This is a genomic window from Pseudomonas nabeulensis (assembly GCF_004682045.1).
Taxonomy (GTDB): domain Bacteria; phylum Pseudomonadota; class Gammaproteobacteria; order Pseudomonadales; family Pseudomonadaceae; genus Aquipseudomonas; species Aquipseudomonas nabeulensis.
This window is the reverse complement of sequence record NZ_QUZT01000032.1, coordinates 22,093-39,898: the sequence shown is the minus strand read 5'-3', so window position 1 is coordinate 39,898 and position 17,806 is coordinate 22,093. Positions and strand designations below refer to the sequence as shown.

13 protein-coding genes and 1 pseudogene are annotated in these 17,806 nt (G+C 58.4%); 6 read left to right on the top strand and 8 right to left on the bottom strand.

Going from position 1 to position 17,806, the window contains the following annotated elements:
• The first annotated feature begins 98 nt into the window (after window positions 1–98).
• Both DYL61_RS17545 and DYL61_RS17540 read left to right on the top strand, forming a co-directional pair.
• Complete coding sequence (locus tag DYL61_RS17545) at window positions 99–2,750, top strand: sensor histidine kinase (RefSeq protein WP_135309370.1); 2,652 nt, start codon at window positions 99–101, stop codon at window positions 2,748–2,750.
• Window positions 2,751–2,787: 37 nt separating this feature from the next.
• Window positions 2,788–3,477, top strand: coding sequence for a response regulator (locus DYL61_RS17540; protein ID WP_135309369.1), 690 nt, complete (start codon window positions 2,788–2,790; stop codon window positions 3,475–3,477).
• Window positions 3,478–3,615: 138 nt separating this feature from the next.
• Here DYL61_RS17540 and DYL61_RS17535 read toward each other — a convergent pair whose 3' ends face one another.
• Window positions 3,616–4,653, bottom strand: a complete 1,038-nt coding sequence (locus DYL61_RS17535; RefSeq protein WP_135309368.1) for a patatin-like phospholipase family protein — start codon at window positions 4,651–4,653, stop codon at window positions 3,616–3,618.
• A gap of 215 nt (window positions 4,654–4,868) precedes the next feature.
• On the opposite strand from DYL61_RS17535, the gene DYL61_RS17530 reads away from it, so the two are divergent.
• The 3 genes from DYL61_RS17530 to DYL61_RS17520 all read left to right on the top strand — a co-directional run bounded on the left by DYL61_RS17530 (window position 4,869) and on the right by DYL61_RS17520 (window position 6,840).
• Window positions 4,869–5,147 (top strand): hypothetical protein, encoded by a 279-nt coding sequence (locus DYL61_RS17530; RefSeq protein WP_105700235.1) that lies wholly within the window; start codon window positions 4,869–4,871, stop codon window positions 5,145–5,147.
• A gap of 43 nt (window positions 5,148–5,190) precedes the next feature.
• On the top strand, window positions 5,191–5,952 hold the full coding sequence (locus DYL61_RS17525) for a CHAD domain-containing protein (protein WP_135309367.1): 762 nt from the start codon (window positions 5,191–5,193) through the stop codon (window positions 5,950–5,952).
• Window positions 5,953–6,042: 90 nt separating this feature from the next.
• Entirely contained in the window at window positions 6,043–6,840 is a 798-nt protein-coding gene (locus tag DYL61_RS17520) for an acyl-CoA thioesterase (protein ID WP_135309366.1), read from the top strand.
• A 3-nt stretch (window positions 6,841–6,843) separates the two neighbouring features.
• On the opposite strand, the gene DYL61_RS17515 is transcribed toward DYL61_RS17520, so the two are convergent.
• From DYL61_RS17515 to DYL61_RS17485, 7 genes and pseudogenes are all read right to left on the bottom strand, one after another.
• The gene (locus tag DYL61_RS17515) at window positions 6,844–7,206 is read right to left on the bottom strand and encodes an Mpo1-like protein (RefSeq protein ID WP_135309365.1); all 363 of its coding nucleotides are present in this window, start codon (window positions 7,204–7,206) and stop codon (window positions 6,844–6,846) included.
• 139 nt (window positions 7,207–7,345) lie between these two features.
• Window positions 7,346–7,759 carry a hypothetical protein gene (locus DYL61_RS17510; RefSeq protein WP_135309364.1) on the bottom strand — a complete coding sequence of 138 codons (414 nt, stop codon included), beginning with the start codon at window positions 7,757–7,759 and terminating at the stop codon, window positions 7,346–7,348.
• A 38-nt stretch (window positions 7,760–7,797) separates the two neighbouring features.
• Window positions 7,798–8,241: a hypothetical protein gene (locus DYL61_RS17505; RefSeq protein ID WP_135309363.1), complete on the bottom strand. Its 444-nt coding sequence runs from the start codon at window positions 8,239–8,241 to the stop codon at window positions 7,798–7,800.
• Window positions 8,242–8,341: 100 nt separating this feature from the next.
• Window positions 8,342–8,977, bottom strand: a complete 636-nt coding sequence (locus DYL61_RS17500) for a hypothetical protein (protein ID WP_135309362.1) — start codon at window positions 8,975–8,977, stop codon at window positions 8,342–8,344.
• Between the two features lie 3 nt (window positions 8,978–8,980).
• A pseudogene (locus tag DYL61_RS17495) lies at window positions 8,981–13,608 on the bottom strand (RHS repeat-associated core domain-containing protein).
• A 234-nt stretch (window positions 13,609–13,842) separates the two neighbouring features.
• Window positions 13,843–15,324 carry a methyl-accepting chemotaxis protein gene (locus tag DYL61_RS17490; protein ID WP_135309361.1) on the bottom strand — a complete coding sequence of 494 codons (1,482 nt, stop codon included), beginning with the start codon at window positions 15,322–15,324 and terminating at the stop codon, window positions 13,843–13,845.
• Window positions 15,325–15,420: 96 nt separating this feature from the next.
• Window positions 15,421–16,227 carry a TatD family hydrolase gene (locus DYL61_RS17485; RefSeq protein ID WP_135309360.1) on the bottom strand — a complete coding sequence of 269 codons (807 nt, stop codon included), beginning with the start codon at window positions 16,225–16,227 and terminating at the stop codon, window positions 15,421–15,423.
• Between the two features lie 148 nt (window positions 16,228–16,375).
• Between DYL61_RS17485 and DYL61_RS17480 the strand changes: the two genes are divergently transcribed.
• The gene (locus tag DYL61_RS17480) at window positions 16,376–17,797 is read left to right on the top strand and encodes an MltF family protein (RefSeq protein WP_135309359.1); all 1,422 of its coding nucleotides are present in this window, start codon (window positions 16,376–16,378) and stop codon (window positions 17,795–17,797) included.
• The last annotated feature ends 9 nt before the right edge of the window (window positions 17,798–17,806 follow it).

Below are 17,806 nucleotides of genomic sequence, written 5' to 3'. Positions count from 1 at the left end.
CCCGCTCCCACAGGAGAATGCATTCCAAATGTGGGAGCGGACTTGCCCGCGATGGCGGCATGAAAGACTCCACATGAATACCTGAAGGAACCCCCAGCATGAGCGACTCCGGCCGCGCCGATGCCCTGCTAGCCGATCTGCCCCGCAACGGCCGTGGCCGGCTTAAAGTATTCCTCGGCGCCGCGCCCGGGGTGGGCAAGACCTACGCCATGCTCCAGGCCGCTCACACTCAGTTGCGCCAAGGCGTACGCCTGATCGCCGGGGTTGTCGAAACCCACGGCCGCGCCGAAACCGAAGCCTTGCTCAGCGGCCTGCCGCAGCAACCGTTATTGCGCAGCGAATACCGTGGCGTAATGCTCGAAGAAATGGACCTCGACGGCCTGCTCGCCGCCAAGCCCAAGCTGGTGCTGGTGGATGAACTGGCCCACAGCAACGCCCCCGGCAGCCGTCATGAAAAGCGCTGGCAAGACATCCAGGAATTGCTCGCCGCCGGCATCAACGTGTTCACCACGGTCAACGTCCAGCACCTGGAAAGCCTTAACGACCAAGTACGCGGCATCACCGGCGTGCAGGTCCGCGAAACCCTGCCCGACTGGGTGCTGCAAGAGGCCGACGAACTGCTGCTGATCGACCTGCCATCCCGTGAACTGCTGGAGCGCCTGCGCGACGGCAAGGTCTATGTACCGGAGCAGGCTCGCGCCGCTATCGATGCGTTTTTCACCCAGACCAACCTGATGGCCCTGCGCGAACTGGCCATGCAAACCGCTGCCGCCCATGTCGATGATGACTTGGCCCAAGGCTATCGCCAGCTCGGGCAAGCCGCCCCGGCAGTCCGCGGCCGCTTGCTGGTGGGTGTGGACGGCGACGCCCAGGCTGAGCGCCTGGTGCGGCATGCCAGCCGCGTCGCCCAGCGCCGGCACTTGCCGTGGAGCCTGGTGCATATCGATAACGGCCGGGCGCGGGATGAACAGTCGCGGCTGCGCTTGCAAAATGCCCAGCAACTGGCCGAACGGTTGGGCGGGGAAGTGGTGCTGCTGCGGGCGGGTGAAGTGGCCAAGACGCTGATCCAGCATGCCGCCGAGCGCCGTGCCAGCCTGCTGTTGGTGGGGCAATCGCGGATGCGTTGGCGGCGGCGGTTGTTCGGTGGCGGGCTGGCGGCGCGCTTGTTGCGCAGTGCCCGTGGCCTGGAAATCAACGTGCTCGACAGCGACGATATCCCCGCGTCGCCACGTATGCCGGATGTACGCGGATTGGTGTGGTTTGACTACGGTCTGGCCGTGGTCGCAACTGTCGTCGCTGCCGCAGTGGCTTGGGCGGTGTCCAGCGTACTGCCGTTGCCGAATATCTCCCTGGTGTTTCTCGCCGCCGTGTTGCTGGTGGCGGTGCGCAGCAGCCTGGGACCGTCCCTGGTGTGTGCGGCGTTGTCGTTCATGACCTACGACTTTCTGTTTATCCCGCCGAATTTCTCCTTTGCGATCCAGCGCGAAGAAGATGTGCTGACGTTGTTGTTCTTTCTGCTGATGGCGGCACTCACCGGCAATCTCGCTGCACGGCAACGCCGGCAGTTACAGGCGTTGCGCGACACTCAGGAAGAAACCAGCGAACTGCTGGACTTGTCGCGCAAACTCACCGCCGCCACCGACCGCCAAGCCGTGATCAGCGCGGCCGCCCATCATTTGGAAGGCTGGAACGACCTGGATTTATGCCTGGTCAATCGTGATGGGCAGGGCGGTTGGACCGTCGAGACCGGCGCACCGCTGACCCTCACCGAGGCCGAGCGCGCCGCCGCCGATTGGGCGTGGCAACACGACCAGCCGGCGGGTATGGGCACCGGCACGCTGCCATTTGGGCGCTGGTGGTGGTGGCCGTTGTCGGGTGAAGAAGGCCCGCTGGGTTTGCTCGGGGTCAGCCCCAAACCGGGCCTGGAATTGAGCGGGCAACGGCGCCGCTTGCTCACCGCCTTGAGCCAGCCACTGGCCCAGGCGCTGGCACGGGCGCAACTGGCGCAGGAGCTGGAGTCCGCCCGGTTGCACGGTGAAACCGAGCAACTGCGCAGCGCCTTGCTCGCGTCGGTGTCCCACGATCTGCGCACGCCGCTGACCGCCATGCGCGGCAGTATCGACAGCCTGCTCGCCCTCGGTGAGGCCATCCCGTTGGAGGACCGCCGCGAGTTGCTTGAAGGCACCCGCGACGAAGCCGAACGCCTCGACCGTTACATCCAGAACCTGCTGGACATGACCCGTCTGGGCCACGGGGCCTTGAAGCTGGCGCGCGATTGGGTGTCGCCCGGCGATATCGTCGGCAGTGCCCTTGGCCGTTTGCGTGCTGTGCTGGCGCCATTGCACGTGCACACCGATGTACCGGCGCAGTTGCCGTTGTTGTATGTGCACGCGGCGTTGATCGAGCAGGCGTTGGTCAATGTGTTGGAAAATGCTGCGCGTTTTTCGCCCCCTCAAGGGCGGCTGCAACTGACCGCCGGTGTATCGGATGAGCAACTGTTTTTTGCCGTGGCCGATGAGGGGCCGGGCATTCCCGAAGACGAGCGTGCGAAGATCTTCGACATGTTCTACACCGCAGCTCGTGGAGATCGGGGCGGGCAGGGCACCGGCCTGGGTCTGGCAATCTGCCAGGGCATGGTCGGTGCCCACGGTGGGCATATCAGCGTGGCCGAAGGTATAGACGGGCGTGGCACTTGCATCACCTTGTTCTTGCCATTGCCGGCCCAGCCTGGCTTGGAACGCGAGGCATGAGCTACCCTGTTTTCTTCACGGATTTTGATGAGACACCATGAGCCAGACCGCGACGATTTTGGTCATTGATGACGAGCCGCAGATCCGCAAATTCTTGCGCATCAGCCTGGCCTCCCAGGGCTACAAGGTGATCGAGGCCGGCACCGGCAACGAAGGGTTGGCGCAAGCGGCGTTGAGCAAGCCGGACCTGCTGGTGCTCGACCTCGGCCTGCCGGACATGGACGGTCAGCAAGTGTTGCGTGAGTTTCGCGAGTGGTCGACGGTGCCGGTGTTGGTGCTGTCGGTGCGGGCCAGCGAGGGACAGAAAGTCGAAGCCCTTGACGGTGGCGCCAACGACTACGTGACCAAGCCGTTTGGCATCCAGGAATTTCTCGCCCGCGTGCGTGCTTTGTTGCGCCAGGCGCCGGCGGGAGAAACCCAGCAAGCGGCGTTGCAATTTGGCCCGTTGACCGTGGACCTGGCCTATCGACGCGTTCTGCTGGACGGTGTCGAAGTCGCGCTGACCCGCAAGGAGTACGCGGTGCTGGCGCAATTGGCGCGACATCCCGGGCGGGTGATTACCCAGCAGCAATTGCTCAAGGATATCTGGGGGCCGACCCATACCGAGGACAGCCATTACCTGCGGATTGTGGTGGGGCATCTGCGGCAGAAACTGGCGGATGATCCCACTCAGCCGCGGTTTATCGTGACGGAGGCGGGGGTGGGGTATCGGTTGCTGAGTGCATAGTTGTGTGGTGTCTGGTCTGGCCTCATCGGGGGCAAGCCCCCTCCCACACTGACCGTATTCACAGATGGAACTATGTGAACCCAATCCAATGTGGGAGGGGGCTTGCCCCCGATGGCGCCATCAGCAACACCAAAAATTTCAGCGCTGCTCACTCTCATACCGATCCAACGTATCACTGGCAATCTCCCGCCCCAACGCGATCAACTCCGGCGCCTTGTAGAACTCGAAAAACCGGCACACCCGCTTCGGCACGTTGATCAGCACATCCGGCGGGTACCCCGCGATCTTGTACTGCGCCAACGACGTCTGCATCACCTCGAAACTCTGGTTGATCAAATCCAGCAATGACGCCGGCCCGACGTTATCAATGATGAATGATCCCGTCGCCGACTTAGGCGCCCCTTCTTTTTCCGGCGCGGCGGCAGGCTGCTGGGATTCCGGTTCGGCTGACTCCAGCCACGGGTTGATCTCCGCTGCCTCGGCCTGCAAGGCTTCCTGCTCCAGCTTCATCAACTGCTCAGCCTGCTTGCGACGAAATGGCAGGTGTGAGCCCAGTGACTTCGCCAGGTTATTGAAGCGGCTTTTAAACGCTGGTGGGCGCTGGATTACGGGTAGGTGGTAGTGCTTCTGGTTAGTGGCGTTGAGGTTGACCGCGATGATCAGGTCGCAGTGGCTCGACACCACCGGCACGATGGGCAGCGGGTTGAGCAGGCCGCCGTCCACCAGCATGCGGTTGCCCTGCATGACGGGGGTGAAAAGACTGGGGATTGCCGCCGAAGCGCGCATCGCCTGGTGCAGGCAACCTTCCTGGAACCAGATTTCCTGCTGGTTGGTGAGGTCCGTGGCGACAGCGGTGTAGGGGATGCGCAGCTCTTCGATGTTGAGTTCGCCGACGATCTTGCGGATCTGTCCGAAGACCTTCTCCCCACGAATCGCCCCCAGACGAAAGCTCACGTCCACCAGGCGCAGCACGTCGAGGTAGTCGAGGCTCTCGATCCAGTTTCGATATTCGTCGAGTTTGCCCGCGGCATAGATCCCGCCCACCACGGCGCCCATGGAACAACCGGCGACACAGGCAATGTCGTAGCCGCGTCGTTCGATCTCTTCGATCACCCCGATATGGGCGTAGCCCCGGGCTCCGCCGGAACCCAGCACCAAGGCCACACGCTTTTTCATGGTCCATGTCCTCCCCAAGGCAGGTGCCCACAATGCACCCATGAGCAAGCCGCTTCAATCTTCGTGGACGACTACACTATTTTTCCAGGATAGCCACGCTACTCGGGTATGCTCTGGCGATAGGGGCTTTCGAATTCAGGATGAGGACAAGGCACTTTTCTTTGTAGGCAACGTCTACACAGTACGACTGTTTTTCTTTATTTGAGGTGTCATCGATGAAAGCCTGGATGTGTGTGCCTGTGATCGCATTGGCCCTGGCCGGTTGTGCCGGGAAAACCGCATACCGCGACAGCTGCGGCACGCAATTGGATGCCGCATGGCATGAGCTGGACCTGGCCAAGGCCGAAGGTTTCGCCGGGACCGTGAGCTACTCCAAGGCCCTGTCCCTGTTGACCGGCGCCAAGACCCAGCAACAATTCGAAGCGTTTGAAGGCTGCTCCAACAAGGCCGAGAAAGCGCGGTTCTATATTCGTGAGTCTCGCGCCGGGCGTTAACCTGTGGGGCGGGTAGGATTTTTCATCAGCAGGTGAGGGCAGAATGTCAGCTTTGGTCGATCAGTTAGTCGCTCAGGTCATTGGCCTGGAAGTAGGGTTACTGAGCTGCCAGGCTCGCCTCGCCGCCGTCACCGATGATGAAGCCTTGCACGACCTGCGCACCACCGTGCGGCGTCTGCGCAGCTTGTTGCGCCCTTTGCGCGGCTTGCCAGGGGTGGAACAGCTGGAGTCGGCTGCCAGCGCGGTCGGCCAATTGACGACGCCGCTACGCGACCGTGAGGTCATGGCGGCGTACTTGCGCCAGCATGGTTATCACGACGCTGCGAATCGGCGCCTGCGTTTGCAGCCCGAGGCCTATCGCCAGGTGGCGCAAAGCGCGGAGCTGGCACAGCTTCTGCTGATCCTCGATGCCTTCCCACGTTTTGTCCGTGCGTCCCACCATCAAAAACTGCTCAAGGGTTTGCGTCCGCGCATCGAGAAACGCCTGGCCAAGCAATGGCACACGCTCGACGAAGCGCTCAAGGACCCCAGCCATGATCGCCACCGCCTGCGGTTGTTAATCAAGCGCGTGCGTTATGCCGCCGAAGCCTATCCCGAACTGGACAAACTCCCCGCCAATGCCATGTCGCGCCTCAAGAAAGCCCAAGGCGCGTTGGGTGACTGGCACGACTGCTGGCAATGGTTGGCCCAGGCCGAACACCAGCCGGATTTGCAGCCCTGCGTTGCGGTATGGCAGCGCACCATGGCCAAGGCTGCCGTTAAGGCGGACCGCGTTCTGGACAAGCTCAGCGCGGATTGTTTCTGAAACGGTCCGGCTTTTGGCCGGAATAAGCGCTGTACCTGACGGGCACGATGGTTAAGATCCTCCTTCTGTTCTTTTTGATGTGAGGTCACCATGCGCTTTAGTGATTTGCTCGACGCCGCCCGTAGCAACCCGCTGGATGTCACCATCCCTGCCGAGTGGGCCCAAGGTCGCGCGACCTTTGGTGGCCTGGTGGCTGCGTTGCAGTACGAAGCGCTGCGTGCCCAGGTGCCAGAGGATCGACCTTTACGCTCGCTGGCGATCACCTTTGTTGGCCCGGTGGCCCCCGACGTACCGGCCAGCTATCAAGTTGAAGTCCTGCGCGAAGGCAAGGCGGTCAGTCAGTTGTTAGGCCGGGTGGTGCAAAACAGCGAAGTGGCGACCCTGGTACAGGCCAGCTTCGGTGCGTCCCGCGAATCGGAAATCGTGGTGGAAAGCGAAGCGCCACCGGTATTCAAACATTGGGATGAGTGCCAGGAACTGCCGTATATCAAAGGCGTAACGCCGGAGTTCATGCGCCACCTGGCGATGCGCTGGAGCGTGGGCGGTCTGCCGTTTACCGGGAATAAATCCCGCGAAATGGGCGGTTGGGTTCGATTGCGTGGGGACGTGAAAGAAGAACCACTGACCGAAGCGCATATCCTGGCCCTGGTCGATGCCTGGCCGCCCGCTTTACTCCCGCACCTCAAAAAGCCAGCGCCGGGCAGCACCCTGACCTGGACCATCGAGTTCATCCAGCCGTTGCAGGCTCTTACGACCCTTGATTGGTGCCAGTACCACGTCACCATCGAACACGCCCGCGACGGTTACGGCCACGCCGCCGCCGCACTGTGGAGCCCGACCGGCGAATTGATCGCCATCAGCCGCCAGACTGTGGTGGTTTTCGCCTGACCCTCAGTGGCGATGGCGCTGCCGCCAAGCACGCCACCAGCCACCGCTGAACACAAAGCGCGGAAACGTCACAAACTGCTCGACCACCAGGCGCTGCACAGCGTCTGTGCGATCACTGAACGGCTCACTGGCCTGGGCTTCCAGGCTGTGACCATGACGCTGCAACGCCAGTCCCGCCAGGATACCGACAACGCCAACGGCGAAACTGGCCAGGCTCAGGCTGAATACCCCGGACACAATCAACAGAAACCCGATGATAAACAGCGGCACGGCAATCAGGTGCAACGCCAGGTTGGTCGGGTGCTGGTGGTTTTGTGGGTAGCTACGCCATTGCCAGGCGGGGAGATTGGGGTGACGTTTGCCCATGATGGTGAATCCTCTGTCCGTTGAAACAACTTGGACAGAGTCTAGGTGGGGGTGGGTGGGGTGGCGAATTGGGGCTGGCTATGGGGGTCATAGCGTACCTATACCCCCTTATATACCGGTCGTACGGAATTTCAGGCGTCTAGCGAAAACTGGCGTCGATCCTTTCAACTTTTAATCTGACAAAGTGCTCGTTGCAGTCTGGATGGTCGTAATGTATCCCTTCATCGTTCAGTGATGTGAAGGTGAGAAATTTATCGTCATAGAGTTCACCGTATAGAAGGTAGGTAAAGCCAGGGTCTATTTTCACGGCGGAAAGCCCGCTTGGCTCTACCGGGTCTAGCTCGTAGTCATCCGCGAGATTCATGGTTAGCTCCACATCGTAGAATTTTCCAACTTCTATTTCATAGGGGCAGTAGCTGATAAAGCAATTTACGACTGTCCCGTCTACGAGCAAAGTGACATCTTCTTCTACGTGTTCGTTGAACGCCAGAATTCGAGCTTTTTTATAATTACTTGCTGTAAGGTCTGATGGTTTTGTCAGTAGCGTCGCCATTTATCATCCTCTAGAAGTCTTTCCGCTTTTGGCGTTTTTCAAGCCCAATGGATACAGTCATGATCATCCATATGCACCAAAAACGTGAATTCACTATCCGTTACCCAGAATGGGTATCCGGTCGTTTCGTGCAGGATTGACGCCACGTCTTGTGCATCGCCGACTTCCCAAGCTCTGTACGCAGAGTCATAGACTAGAAGGATCAGATGTTTTTGGTGAATGCGATGTTGTATTTCCCGCCAGAATTTTGGGTTGTATTCTGTGCTTTTTTCGTTCAATTCGGTCGGGTTGAGTAGGTTGCTCTCTGATTTGAAGAAAGTTTTCGTGAGGGTGTTTATTATTGTTGAGAGTTCTTCTTGATCAAGTTTTTTATGAGTGATCTTCATGTTTTCGAAGGTTTCATCTATCTCATTTTCAAGATGGTTTACCTTCGTGATGGCTGGGTTGATAATTTTTTTGCTGAATATCTCTTTGTTGTTCATGGGTGAGATGATTTCTATCAAAAGTTTTACTGTCGTGGTATTTCGATACGGTCAGTTTGGGGTGGTCTTTAGGTCATGCAGTTAAAAGGCTTTGCTTAAGTTAGCTGTGAATGTACTTGTAAACCCCGGCTCTAGGGATCTCATCTGTTTTAAGGCTAGCAAGAGCATCTATTATTTTGGGGGCGTGCACTGAGTGGCATATGAGTTGAGCAGCTCCAAACGTTTCTGAATCGTAAAATCTGAACGATAGAATTTCGTTGTCTGCGAGTATTGATTTGAAATCCTCAGTTGTGGAAATGTGTTTAAGGTGGCTTAATCGGTGCCACAGTTGCTCTATTTGGTTGCCTTTCTCTTTTAGCATTAAGGTTGTTGATACTCTGTACACTTTAAGATCTATGGGGTCTATATTTTCTGGGTTGGAGTTTAGGTGCTTTATTCCTGAATAAATGAGTGTTTCTTCATTTTTTTTGAATATATCTTTTGGTCCAGATTTTTTTGAAAAATCTTTTAGCGTTTGATATTCATGTGTTTTGCTGTATTGGGGTGAGCTCGTGGTGTACCATTTTATTATTGTCGGCCATTCATGTGTCAACAAAGATGCAAGCATACGCCACGTTTTCCATACGCTACCAAAGTCTTGGTTGAGTAGAGATATCGTGGTGTACTCAGAGTTTTCTGTATGTTGAATCTGATCCCAGGGGCGTATGCCGACTTCGTATATAAAAACCGTCTTCATTTTCTATCTCCTGAAGTAAGTATGGGAGTCATCACCGATAGTCAGCGGCCTTTTAATGTCGCCGATATTGATTTCGGTATTGAAATGTGGAGCATGGTTGCCTTTTTCGTGGCCCAAAGAGTGTTCTCGAATTTCAACAACTCTACCTCGTAACTCAAATTTATAAACTCTTCCTTGAATATAACGATCTTGGTCCGTGATGGTTTCTCGGAAAACGCTCTGTGGCTGTTGGTTCATGGGAACACCGCCTATAGCCTTTGCTCTTCTGAATGCACCATTTCTTGAGAACTCGCTATCAGCGCCTTTAGGGGCTTGCGCATCATCCTCTTTTTTGACTCGGGCTTTGGCAGCTGGGTCATCAGTGCGATGCGTAGGTTTACAGCCGTCTCCGCCTGGGCATCTGCTTAAACCCAGCGGATCTACCCACCCTGTAGGGTTAGCTGCGTACTGGTATGCGTTGATTCCACCCGCCAACTTCACCGGGTCCGGCGTCAGGTAGCGACCAATATCCGGATTGTAGTAGCGATGACGGTTGTAGTGCAGCCCACTTTCCTGGTCGAAGTACTGACCCTGAAACCTTATTGGGTTGTCGACTTTTCCGGCATCAAGGCGGCTGATTTCTCCGTAGGCGCGGTAGTGGGCGGACCAGACGATTTCGCCATCGGTGTCAGTGAGCTCCTGCGGCGTGCCGAGGTGGTCGAGTTGGTAGTGGTAGGGCTTTACTGCTTTTGGGCCGAAGCCTTCCAGTAGCGCCAGTGGGCGAAAACTATCCGGCTCGTAGAGATAGCTGCGATGCTGATCTGCGTGATGTTCGGCAACCAGCTTGTCGCCTTGCCAGAAAAATTCCGTAGTGATGCCGTCTACGGTTTTGCTGATTCGCCGCCCAAATGGGTCATAGCGATAGCTGGCGGTTTGGCCGTTTGGCTTGATGACACCAATCAACCGATGCTGACAGTCGTAGCGGTATTCAGTGACCAGCGCATGGCCTTTGCCGCGCCGCTCACGAATCAGATCGCCGAACGCATCGTAGTCATAGTGGTTATCACCCTGACTCATCAAACGATTACCCGCCACGATGTCCGGGCCGGGGCGGTCGTGCATCAGCAGGTTGCCCGCCGGGTCGTGGCCGAAACGTTCTTGCACGTCCTGGGAGTGGTTGGCGCGGGTGAGACGGTTTAGCGGGTCGTAGTGGTAGTGGTGTTCGCCCTTGCGGGTATCCAGCAGGCGAGTGAGGTTGCCGGATTTGTCGTAGTCGTACTGGCGTTGGAAAAGGTAATGGTCCTGCTGGGTGACGGCGTGGGCGTGCAGGCGCTGTTGGTCGTCGTAGTGGTAATGACTGAGGAGTTGGCCTTGTTGGCGTTGGTGTTCCTGGCCGGATTTGTAGAGGTGAGAGGTTAGGGTTTCACCGTTCAGTTCGACGGTAGAGAGATGGCCGCCCTTGGCGTGGTTGAAAACGACGCGGTTGTTATCAGGCAGACGCAGCTTTTGAAGTTGGCCGCAGACGTCGTAGCCATAGCGCAGGGTGCCCCAGCCTTGGTGTTCGGCGGTGAGGCGGTTTTGCGCGTCGTATTCGTAGGCGAGAAACCAGTGGCTATCGTCGACGCTTAGGAGATTGCCTTGGCGGTCGTACGTATAGTCGACGGATTTCCCATCGGGAAGGATTTTTCGTACCAGCCGCCCGGCATGATCCCGCTCGTAGCAGGTGACTAACTGACTGCCGTCATCGCCATGTTCGGTCTTTTCTTGCAGGTTGCCATTGAGGTCATAAACATAGGCAGTGCGCTGACCGTCGAACCCAATCTCCTGCTGGATCAGCCCATTGGGGTGGTAATCCAGTCGGTAGGTTTCACCCACCTCGTTTTCAATCTCGGTCAGCAGTAACCGCACATTGTCGTAACGGTATTTGATCTGCGAGCCGTCAGCGTTGACGCGACGACTGATCAGGTGCAACCCATCCGCATATTCGTAACGGGTAACGTTCCCTAACTCGTCCCGTTCAGCAGTGATTTTTCCGTAAGCGTTGTAGCCATATTCCCTGCAAGCCCCACCCGGAAGAACCACCCGAACCAAGCGCCCAACGCCATCCCACTGATACTGAGTCAGCGCGCCATGTTCATCTTCGCGGGCAATCTGCCGCCCCAGTTCGTCATAGCGATAACGCTTGATCCCGCCATTGGGCAGCTGTTCCTCAACTAGCTGCCCACGCTCATTCCACACCAACCGCTGGCGACTGTGATCGGGATACCAAACCCCAATCAGCTGCCCGTATTTGTTGTACGTGTAGTCGGTGATATGCCCGTCAGGATCGATCCTGCGCATGACATCGCCCTGATCATTACGCTCGTACTTCCAAACCGCCTCACCCCGCCGCACAACCCGTACGAACCCGTTGTCATGCTCGTAGGACGTTGGCTCATCGTCCCCCGGAAACAACGCCACCAAACGCCCGGCTTCGTCGTACTGATACGCCGTCACCGCCCCGAGCGGGTCCTGTTCAACCGTCAGCCGGCCCTTGTCGTCGTAGGATTTGAAGTGCTGGGCTGTACCAACCGCGCACGCGAGTCATGCACATAGACTTCCTGACTGCCATCGGCGTTAAACACCGTGACGCGACCGTTGTCATCCCAGGCATACCGCGTGTCCATCTGGGAAAAACTCGCCCAATGCCGAACACATCGCGCGGCCTTGCCGGACCTTTCCCACTCCCAGAAGAAACTCGCCCCACCGGCCAAACCACGCTCAAGAATCACGTGCTGATCGTCGTACCGGTAAGTCTCGCTTTCGCCTACGGCATTGGTCGCTGAAACCAACCGTCCAAGTTCGTCGTAGGCGTAGGAAACAACGATTAGCTCAGTGACCCAGACGTAGGGCTCATACCCCTTTGCCCGCTGAATCTGGTACTCAACCGCAACAATGCGATCTGACGAATAGCGCAAGAACAGCGAACGCCCAACGCCGTTAGACACCCGCTCAATACGCCCCAAGAAATCCCGGGAAATACGCAACCGGTTGTCATACGCGTCGCTGATCGCTGTCAGCAAACCGTTACGGAAATGGTAGAAACGCGACGCCTGCGCCAGCACCAACTCATCCGGCACCGAGCCCAAGTAGATTGCCGCTTCGGCCAGGCTATTGGTAATCGCCGGCCGCGAAGAAGACGGCAAGGGCAGGGCAGTCGACCGATTCTCATGATCGGTCCACACCACCGAATCACCTGAAACGTCCAGCCGATGCGCCAGCGAATGGCTCCAGCCAAACCCCAGCCCGCAATCGATTTCCACCGCACTGGTGCGATACAACCGTGTCCACTCGAACGGCAAAATCCCGTCCAGCGCACCATCAACAAGGGTCAGCAACTCTTCCCCGGTAACCATCGACACCGGGCAACCGTTGGTCACGGTTTTATCCGCACTGGTAGCCGCTTCGCCGTTCGGGTTCTTTCCCGACACCGGTACATCATCAACATGCTCCGACCGCACTAGCGCCGAGCGCGGCCTACTCTTCTCCCGCACCAGCGCCACCGGATTCAAAACCACTTGATCTCCGACCTTCAACGGCACATCCGGAATCACCTTGACCGGCGTCGCATGACTCCCCAGCAGAAACGGTTTGGCCAGTTCGGCATGCTCATCCACACGCGTTTTGCCAAACTGCCGGGCGATATGATCCAGCCACCTGCGCACGCCTTGAGACTTAATGCTTCCCAGCACCTTCGTGCTCATGCGTATCGCCATGCCCATCCCGGCGGTGGCGAGACACAACAACAAATTGATCAATACCTCGGCGCTGATTTCCCCCAGCAATTCGTTCATGTACGGCGGCGGCAACATCCGCATCCAACTGACCAGCACCGACAAATAGATGAACAGCAGCGGTTCATCACTCAGCACCAGCAAGCCTTTGGCGATGGATTCGGCACTGGCTTCAAGCAGCGTTTCAAACTCAAGCTGAGACAGGTAATGCAACAGTTGTTCGGCATGCACCAAAGGCGCTGACAGCCACTGCAACAACTGCTTCAGTTTGTCCCAGAGCGAGTACAACGCGTCGCTGAATCCGCGGGCGTAGGCGTCATGAAGCGATAGGTAGCGCTTGAGAAAGTTTGCTTCGGTGTAGTCTTTCCACAGGGGTTCGAACGTGCGGGTCCATTCATTGCGCAGCCAGGTTTCCAGTGGGGCAATGACCGACTGATAAGAGGCATACAGCGCCGTGAAATGCGCCTTGGAAACGTTGGGGTAAAAGCTGACCCGATACGGCTGGTTACGATCACACTCGGTGACTTCCAGGATGCCGCTGGGCCCGATAGTTTTATGGAGCGGCTCGCCCAGTGGTCCACCGTTGGGATCGATGCGCTGCAACATCACTGGCGTATTGCCAATCGGCACGAAGCGGGAGCTTTGGAACATGTGCACCAGGGTCAACGTGCCGTTTGCCTGGCACGTCGCCGTGGTGGTGTTGGGAAGGATGGACCGATTGATCGGCGCCACCAGCGCCACCTCATCCCCGACCCTGAATACCTGCTCGACATCAAGCGCCGAGAGGCTGAAGAAACTCTCCGCCCAGGCCTCGTAAGTATTAAGGCAGCCGTTGAAGTCGCGGATAACGGATTCGACGTCGCGCGCCTTCGAATCCATGGCCGCCAGCACCAGATAGCCAATGGCTTGGCTGGTCGCGGCGATCAAGAGGCTGGCCCATTAACAAGAAAGTCCATCTGCAATCCCTCGCGCTGTGTATTCAGGCGAGGGACTTTGCAGAGGTTCGATAGAAAAAGAAGTCGGCGTTATTCGCGAGGATGGCTAGGACGTTTCACCAAAACGTCGGGCAAACCGACGTTTTGATGTAGGCGCCGGATTACAGGATCAACAGTCCTACAACTTCAACTGCCCAATCGCTTTGCTCAACTCCCCAGCCAACGTCGCCAGCTGGTGACTGGTGGTCGCCGAATCCACGGTTTGGTGCACGGTGTTTTCGGTCACATCGCGAATGCTCACCACTGCGCGGTTCATCTCTTCGGCAACGTGGCTTTGTTGTTCGGCAGCGACGGCGATTTGCGTGTTGCTCTCGCGCATCTGTGCCACAGCGCCGGTGATTTCGGCGAGTGCGACGCCGGCTTCCTGGGCTTGCTGCACGCAATCGTCGGCCTTGAACGAGCTTTCCTGCATGAAGTCCACCGCGTCGCGGGTACCGGCTTGCAGTGCCGAGACCATGCGGGTGATTTCGTCGGTGGAGCTTTGCACGCGTTTGGCGAGGTTGCGCACTTCGTCGGCGACCACCGCAAAGCCACGGCCCATTTCCCCGGCGCGGGCGGCTTCGATGGCGGCATTGAGGGCGAGCAGGTTGGTCTGTTCGGCGATGCTGTGGATCACACTGACCACACCGTTGATTTTCTGGCTGTCCTCGGCGAGTTTCTGGATCATTTCTGCAGTTTGCTGCACGCCGGTGGACAGCCCGGCAATCGAGCGCTGTACGCGGGTTACGACTTCCTGGCCGCTGCCGGCGAGGGTGTCGGCGGTCTGGGACAGGTCGCGAGTGGCGCCGGCATGTTGGGCGATGTGGTAGACGGTAGCGGTCATCTCGTTGATGGCGGTGGCGGCCTGGTCGGTTTCGCTTTGCTGCCCGAGCATGCCGTGCTGCACCTCGTTCATGCTGCTGGCCAGGCGTGCGGCACCATCATCCAATTGCCGGGCGGTGTGTGCCACGGTGTTGACCACGCGCTGGTAGCCGGCCTGCATGGCGTTGAAGGCGCTGGCCATCTGGCCGACTTCGTCCTTGCACGCCAGGGGCACGCGGGCCGCCAGGTCGCCGGTTTTTTCCACGTGCAGCATCACGTCCTTGAGGGTGTTGAGCTGGCTGAGCAGGAAGCGGATCAGCAGTTGTGAGGCGCCGAGCATGGCCAGCATCAGGATCGCCACGGCCACGGCGTAATTGGCAAAGCGTTCACCAAATACCTGGCTCAGGCTAGGCGTGTAGGCGAGTACGGCGACCTGTTGGCCGTCAGAGCGGGTGATCACTTCGGCACCCATCAACGGGTTGTCGCCAAACAAGGGCATGTGATTGAGTTCGACCCAACCGCTGGCGCTGCTCAGGGCTGACAGATCCATGTCGGCCAGGTGTGGGACTTGGCCTTGAGCGAATGTCAGCCAATGCTCGTCTTTGGGCAATGCTTTGTCGGCGGGCCAGGCACTGAGCAAGCGCCCCTGCGCTTGAGCCGACGCCTGGGACGCCTCACTGCGCGCCTGTTGTTCAAGCTGTACGGCGTATAGCACCAGCAACAGCGTGGTGATGAAAGCGACCGCGTTGACGGCCCAGAATTTGTACTTGAGCGAGATATTGCTAAGCCAGGCACCCATGGAAGGTTTTCTCTGATAGCGGAAACAGTATTGGCAAGGTGCCATTATTGTGCCGCTATTCAGCAAGACCGTTTTGACGTGGGTCAATGCGCCGCATCAATCCAAGGAAGGCAACCCGAAAAAGGCACGGGCGCAGTCAGTGCTGTGTTGGGCCAGGTCTTCCACGCTTTCGTTGCGGTGCAGCGCCACTTCACGCAGGACTTCGGGCAAATACGCGGGTTCGTTACGACCGTTTTTCGGTTTGGGGCGCAGGGTCCGCGGCAGCAGGTACGGTGCATCGCTTTCCAGCATCAGACGGCCTCGGGGAATTTCCCTGACCAGCGGATGCAGGTGTGTCCCACGGCGCTCGTCGCAAATCCAGCCGGTGATGCCGATGTGCAAGTCGAGGTCGAGATAGCTGAACAGCGCCTGTTGTTCGCCAGTGAAGCAGTGCACCACGGCAGCGGTGAGGTGGTCGCGGTAGTTCTTGAGGATCTCCAGCAGGCGCTGGTTGGCATCGCGTTCATGCAGGAACACCGGCAATTTCAGCTCGACGGCCAGGGCGAGGTGTTCTTCGAGGACTTTTTCCTGCTGGGGGCGTGGCGAGAAATCCCGATTGAAATCCAGACCGCATTCGCCCACCGCACGTACGCGGCTTTCATTGAGTAAGTCGCGCAAGCGTCGGGCGCTGTCGCCGTTCCAGTCGCTGGCGGAATGGGGGTGGATGCCGGCGGTGCTGAACAAGCGCTGGCCACTTTCATCCAGCTTTACGCTGAGCTCCAGGGCCTGTTCGCTGCCCTCGACACTGGTGCCGGTCAGCACCAATTGTTGCACGCCGGCGGCGTAGGCGCGGTCGAGAACGGCCTGGTGCCTCTCGTCGAAACTGGGGTTGGTCAGGTTGACGCCGATATCAATGAGTTGCATGGTTCTACCTCCGCCTGCGGCCGGAAAGCATATCAGAGCTGTAGATTTATAAGAAAATCGAAGAACTACAACGAGTTATAGCTGTCTTTGAACGTCGCCCGTTTATTGCAGTGGGCTGAATGCCTTTCCCTATTTTTCCGGAGCGCGGATGATCCGACCCTCGGCGTTGCTCATGTTATGCCTCACGCTACTGCTGCCCATGGCGGCGGTGGCGCGCCTGGATGGGCCGCTGGAGGTGACCAAACCGAGCAAAGTGCGCGATCTGGCGGAGATCCGTTCCAGTCGCACCTTGCGCGTACTGGTCAATCAGAGCCGCAACAGCTCCGGCGAGGTGCAAGGCCAGGCCATCGGTGTCGAATACCATCGCCTGCGCGCCTTCGAGCAATACCTCAATGGCCATGCCCGCGATGGCCAGGAAATCAACCTCAAGATCATTCCCAAGGCCAAGGACCAATTGCTCGGCGCGTTGGCCCGAGGCGAAGGTGACCTGGTGGCCCCTGGCGAATTGCTGGATGTGAAGGCCGTTCACAAGATCAGCACCAGCGACCCGATTGCCAGCGGCATCCCTCTGTGGCTGGTGGGGGTGAAAGGCGAACGACGCTTTACCAAGTTGGAGCAACTGTCCGGGCGTACCCTGGCGCTGACCACCGGCAGCGCGGCGGCGGATGCCATCAGCCAGGTCAACCAACAATTGGCCCTGCATAAGCGGCCACCGGTGAAGGTGGAGTGGGTTGACCCGACACTGGCCGTGGAGGATGTGCTGGAGATGGTCCAGGCCGGCATTTTTCACCTGACCATCGTCGAGAAGCCGATTGCCGAGCGCTGGTCGAAAATCCTGCCCAAACTGCGTTTTGACAAGCAGGTGGCAATCAAGGAGCCGGGCGACGAATACTGGTTCGTGCGTCAGGACGCCTCCATGCTGCGGGCGAGTATCGATCGATTTCTCAAGACTTACCGAACGCCATCCGATCAGGACGTGGCGTTCCAGCGTATTTATCGACGTCTCTATCAAGTGCGCAACCCGCTGGCACGCGTCGACCGCCAGCGTCTGGAAAAACTGCGGCCGGTTCTGCAAAAGCATGCCCGCGAGCAGGGCATGGATTGGCTGAACCTGGCCGCACTGGCCTTCAAGGAGTCCGCACTGGACCCCGGCGCGCGCAACAGCGGCGGCCCCACGGGCCTGATGCAGATCACGCCATCGGCGGCGCAGCGGGTGGGCGTCAACAATATCGAGAGTCTCGACAGCAATGTGCAGGCCGGTGCGCGTTACCTGGCGATGATCCGTCGCAAGTTCTTCGCCAGTCCCAAGCTCAACGAACGCGAGCGCATGGCCTTTGTGCTGGCGGCTTACAACATGGGGCCGGAGCGGGTGCAGGGCATGCGCACCGAGGCCAGGCGCAGGGGGCTGAATCCGAACCAGTGGTTCTTCCAGGTCGAGCGCATTGCCATGGAGCAAGTGGGAATGGGCGGCGTCAGCTATGTTAATAGCGTCAACAAATACTATTTGGCGTTTGATCGGGAGCGGGAGTCCCTGGAGCCGCCAGCGCCCAAAATTGCCTCTCGTAAATAATCGATTTTA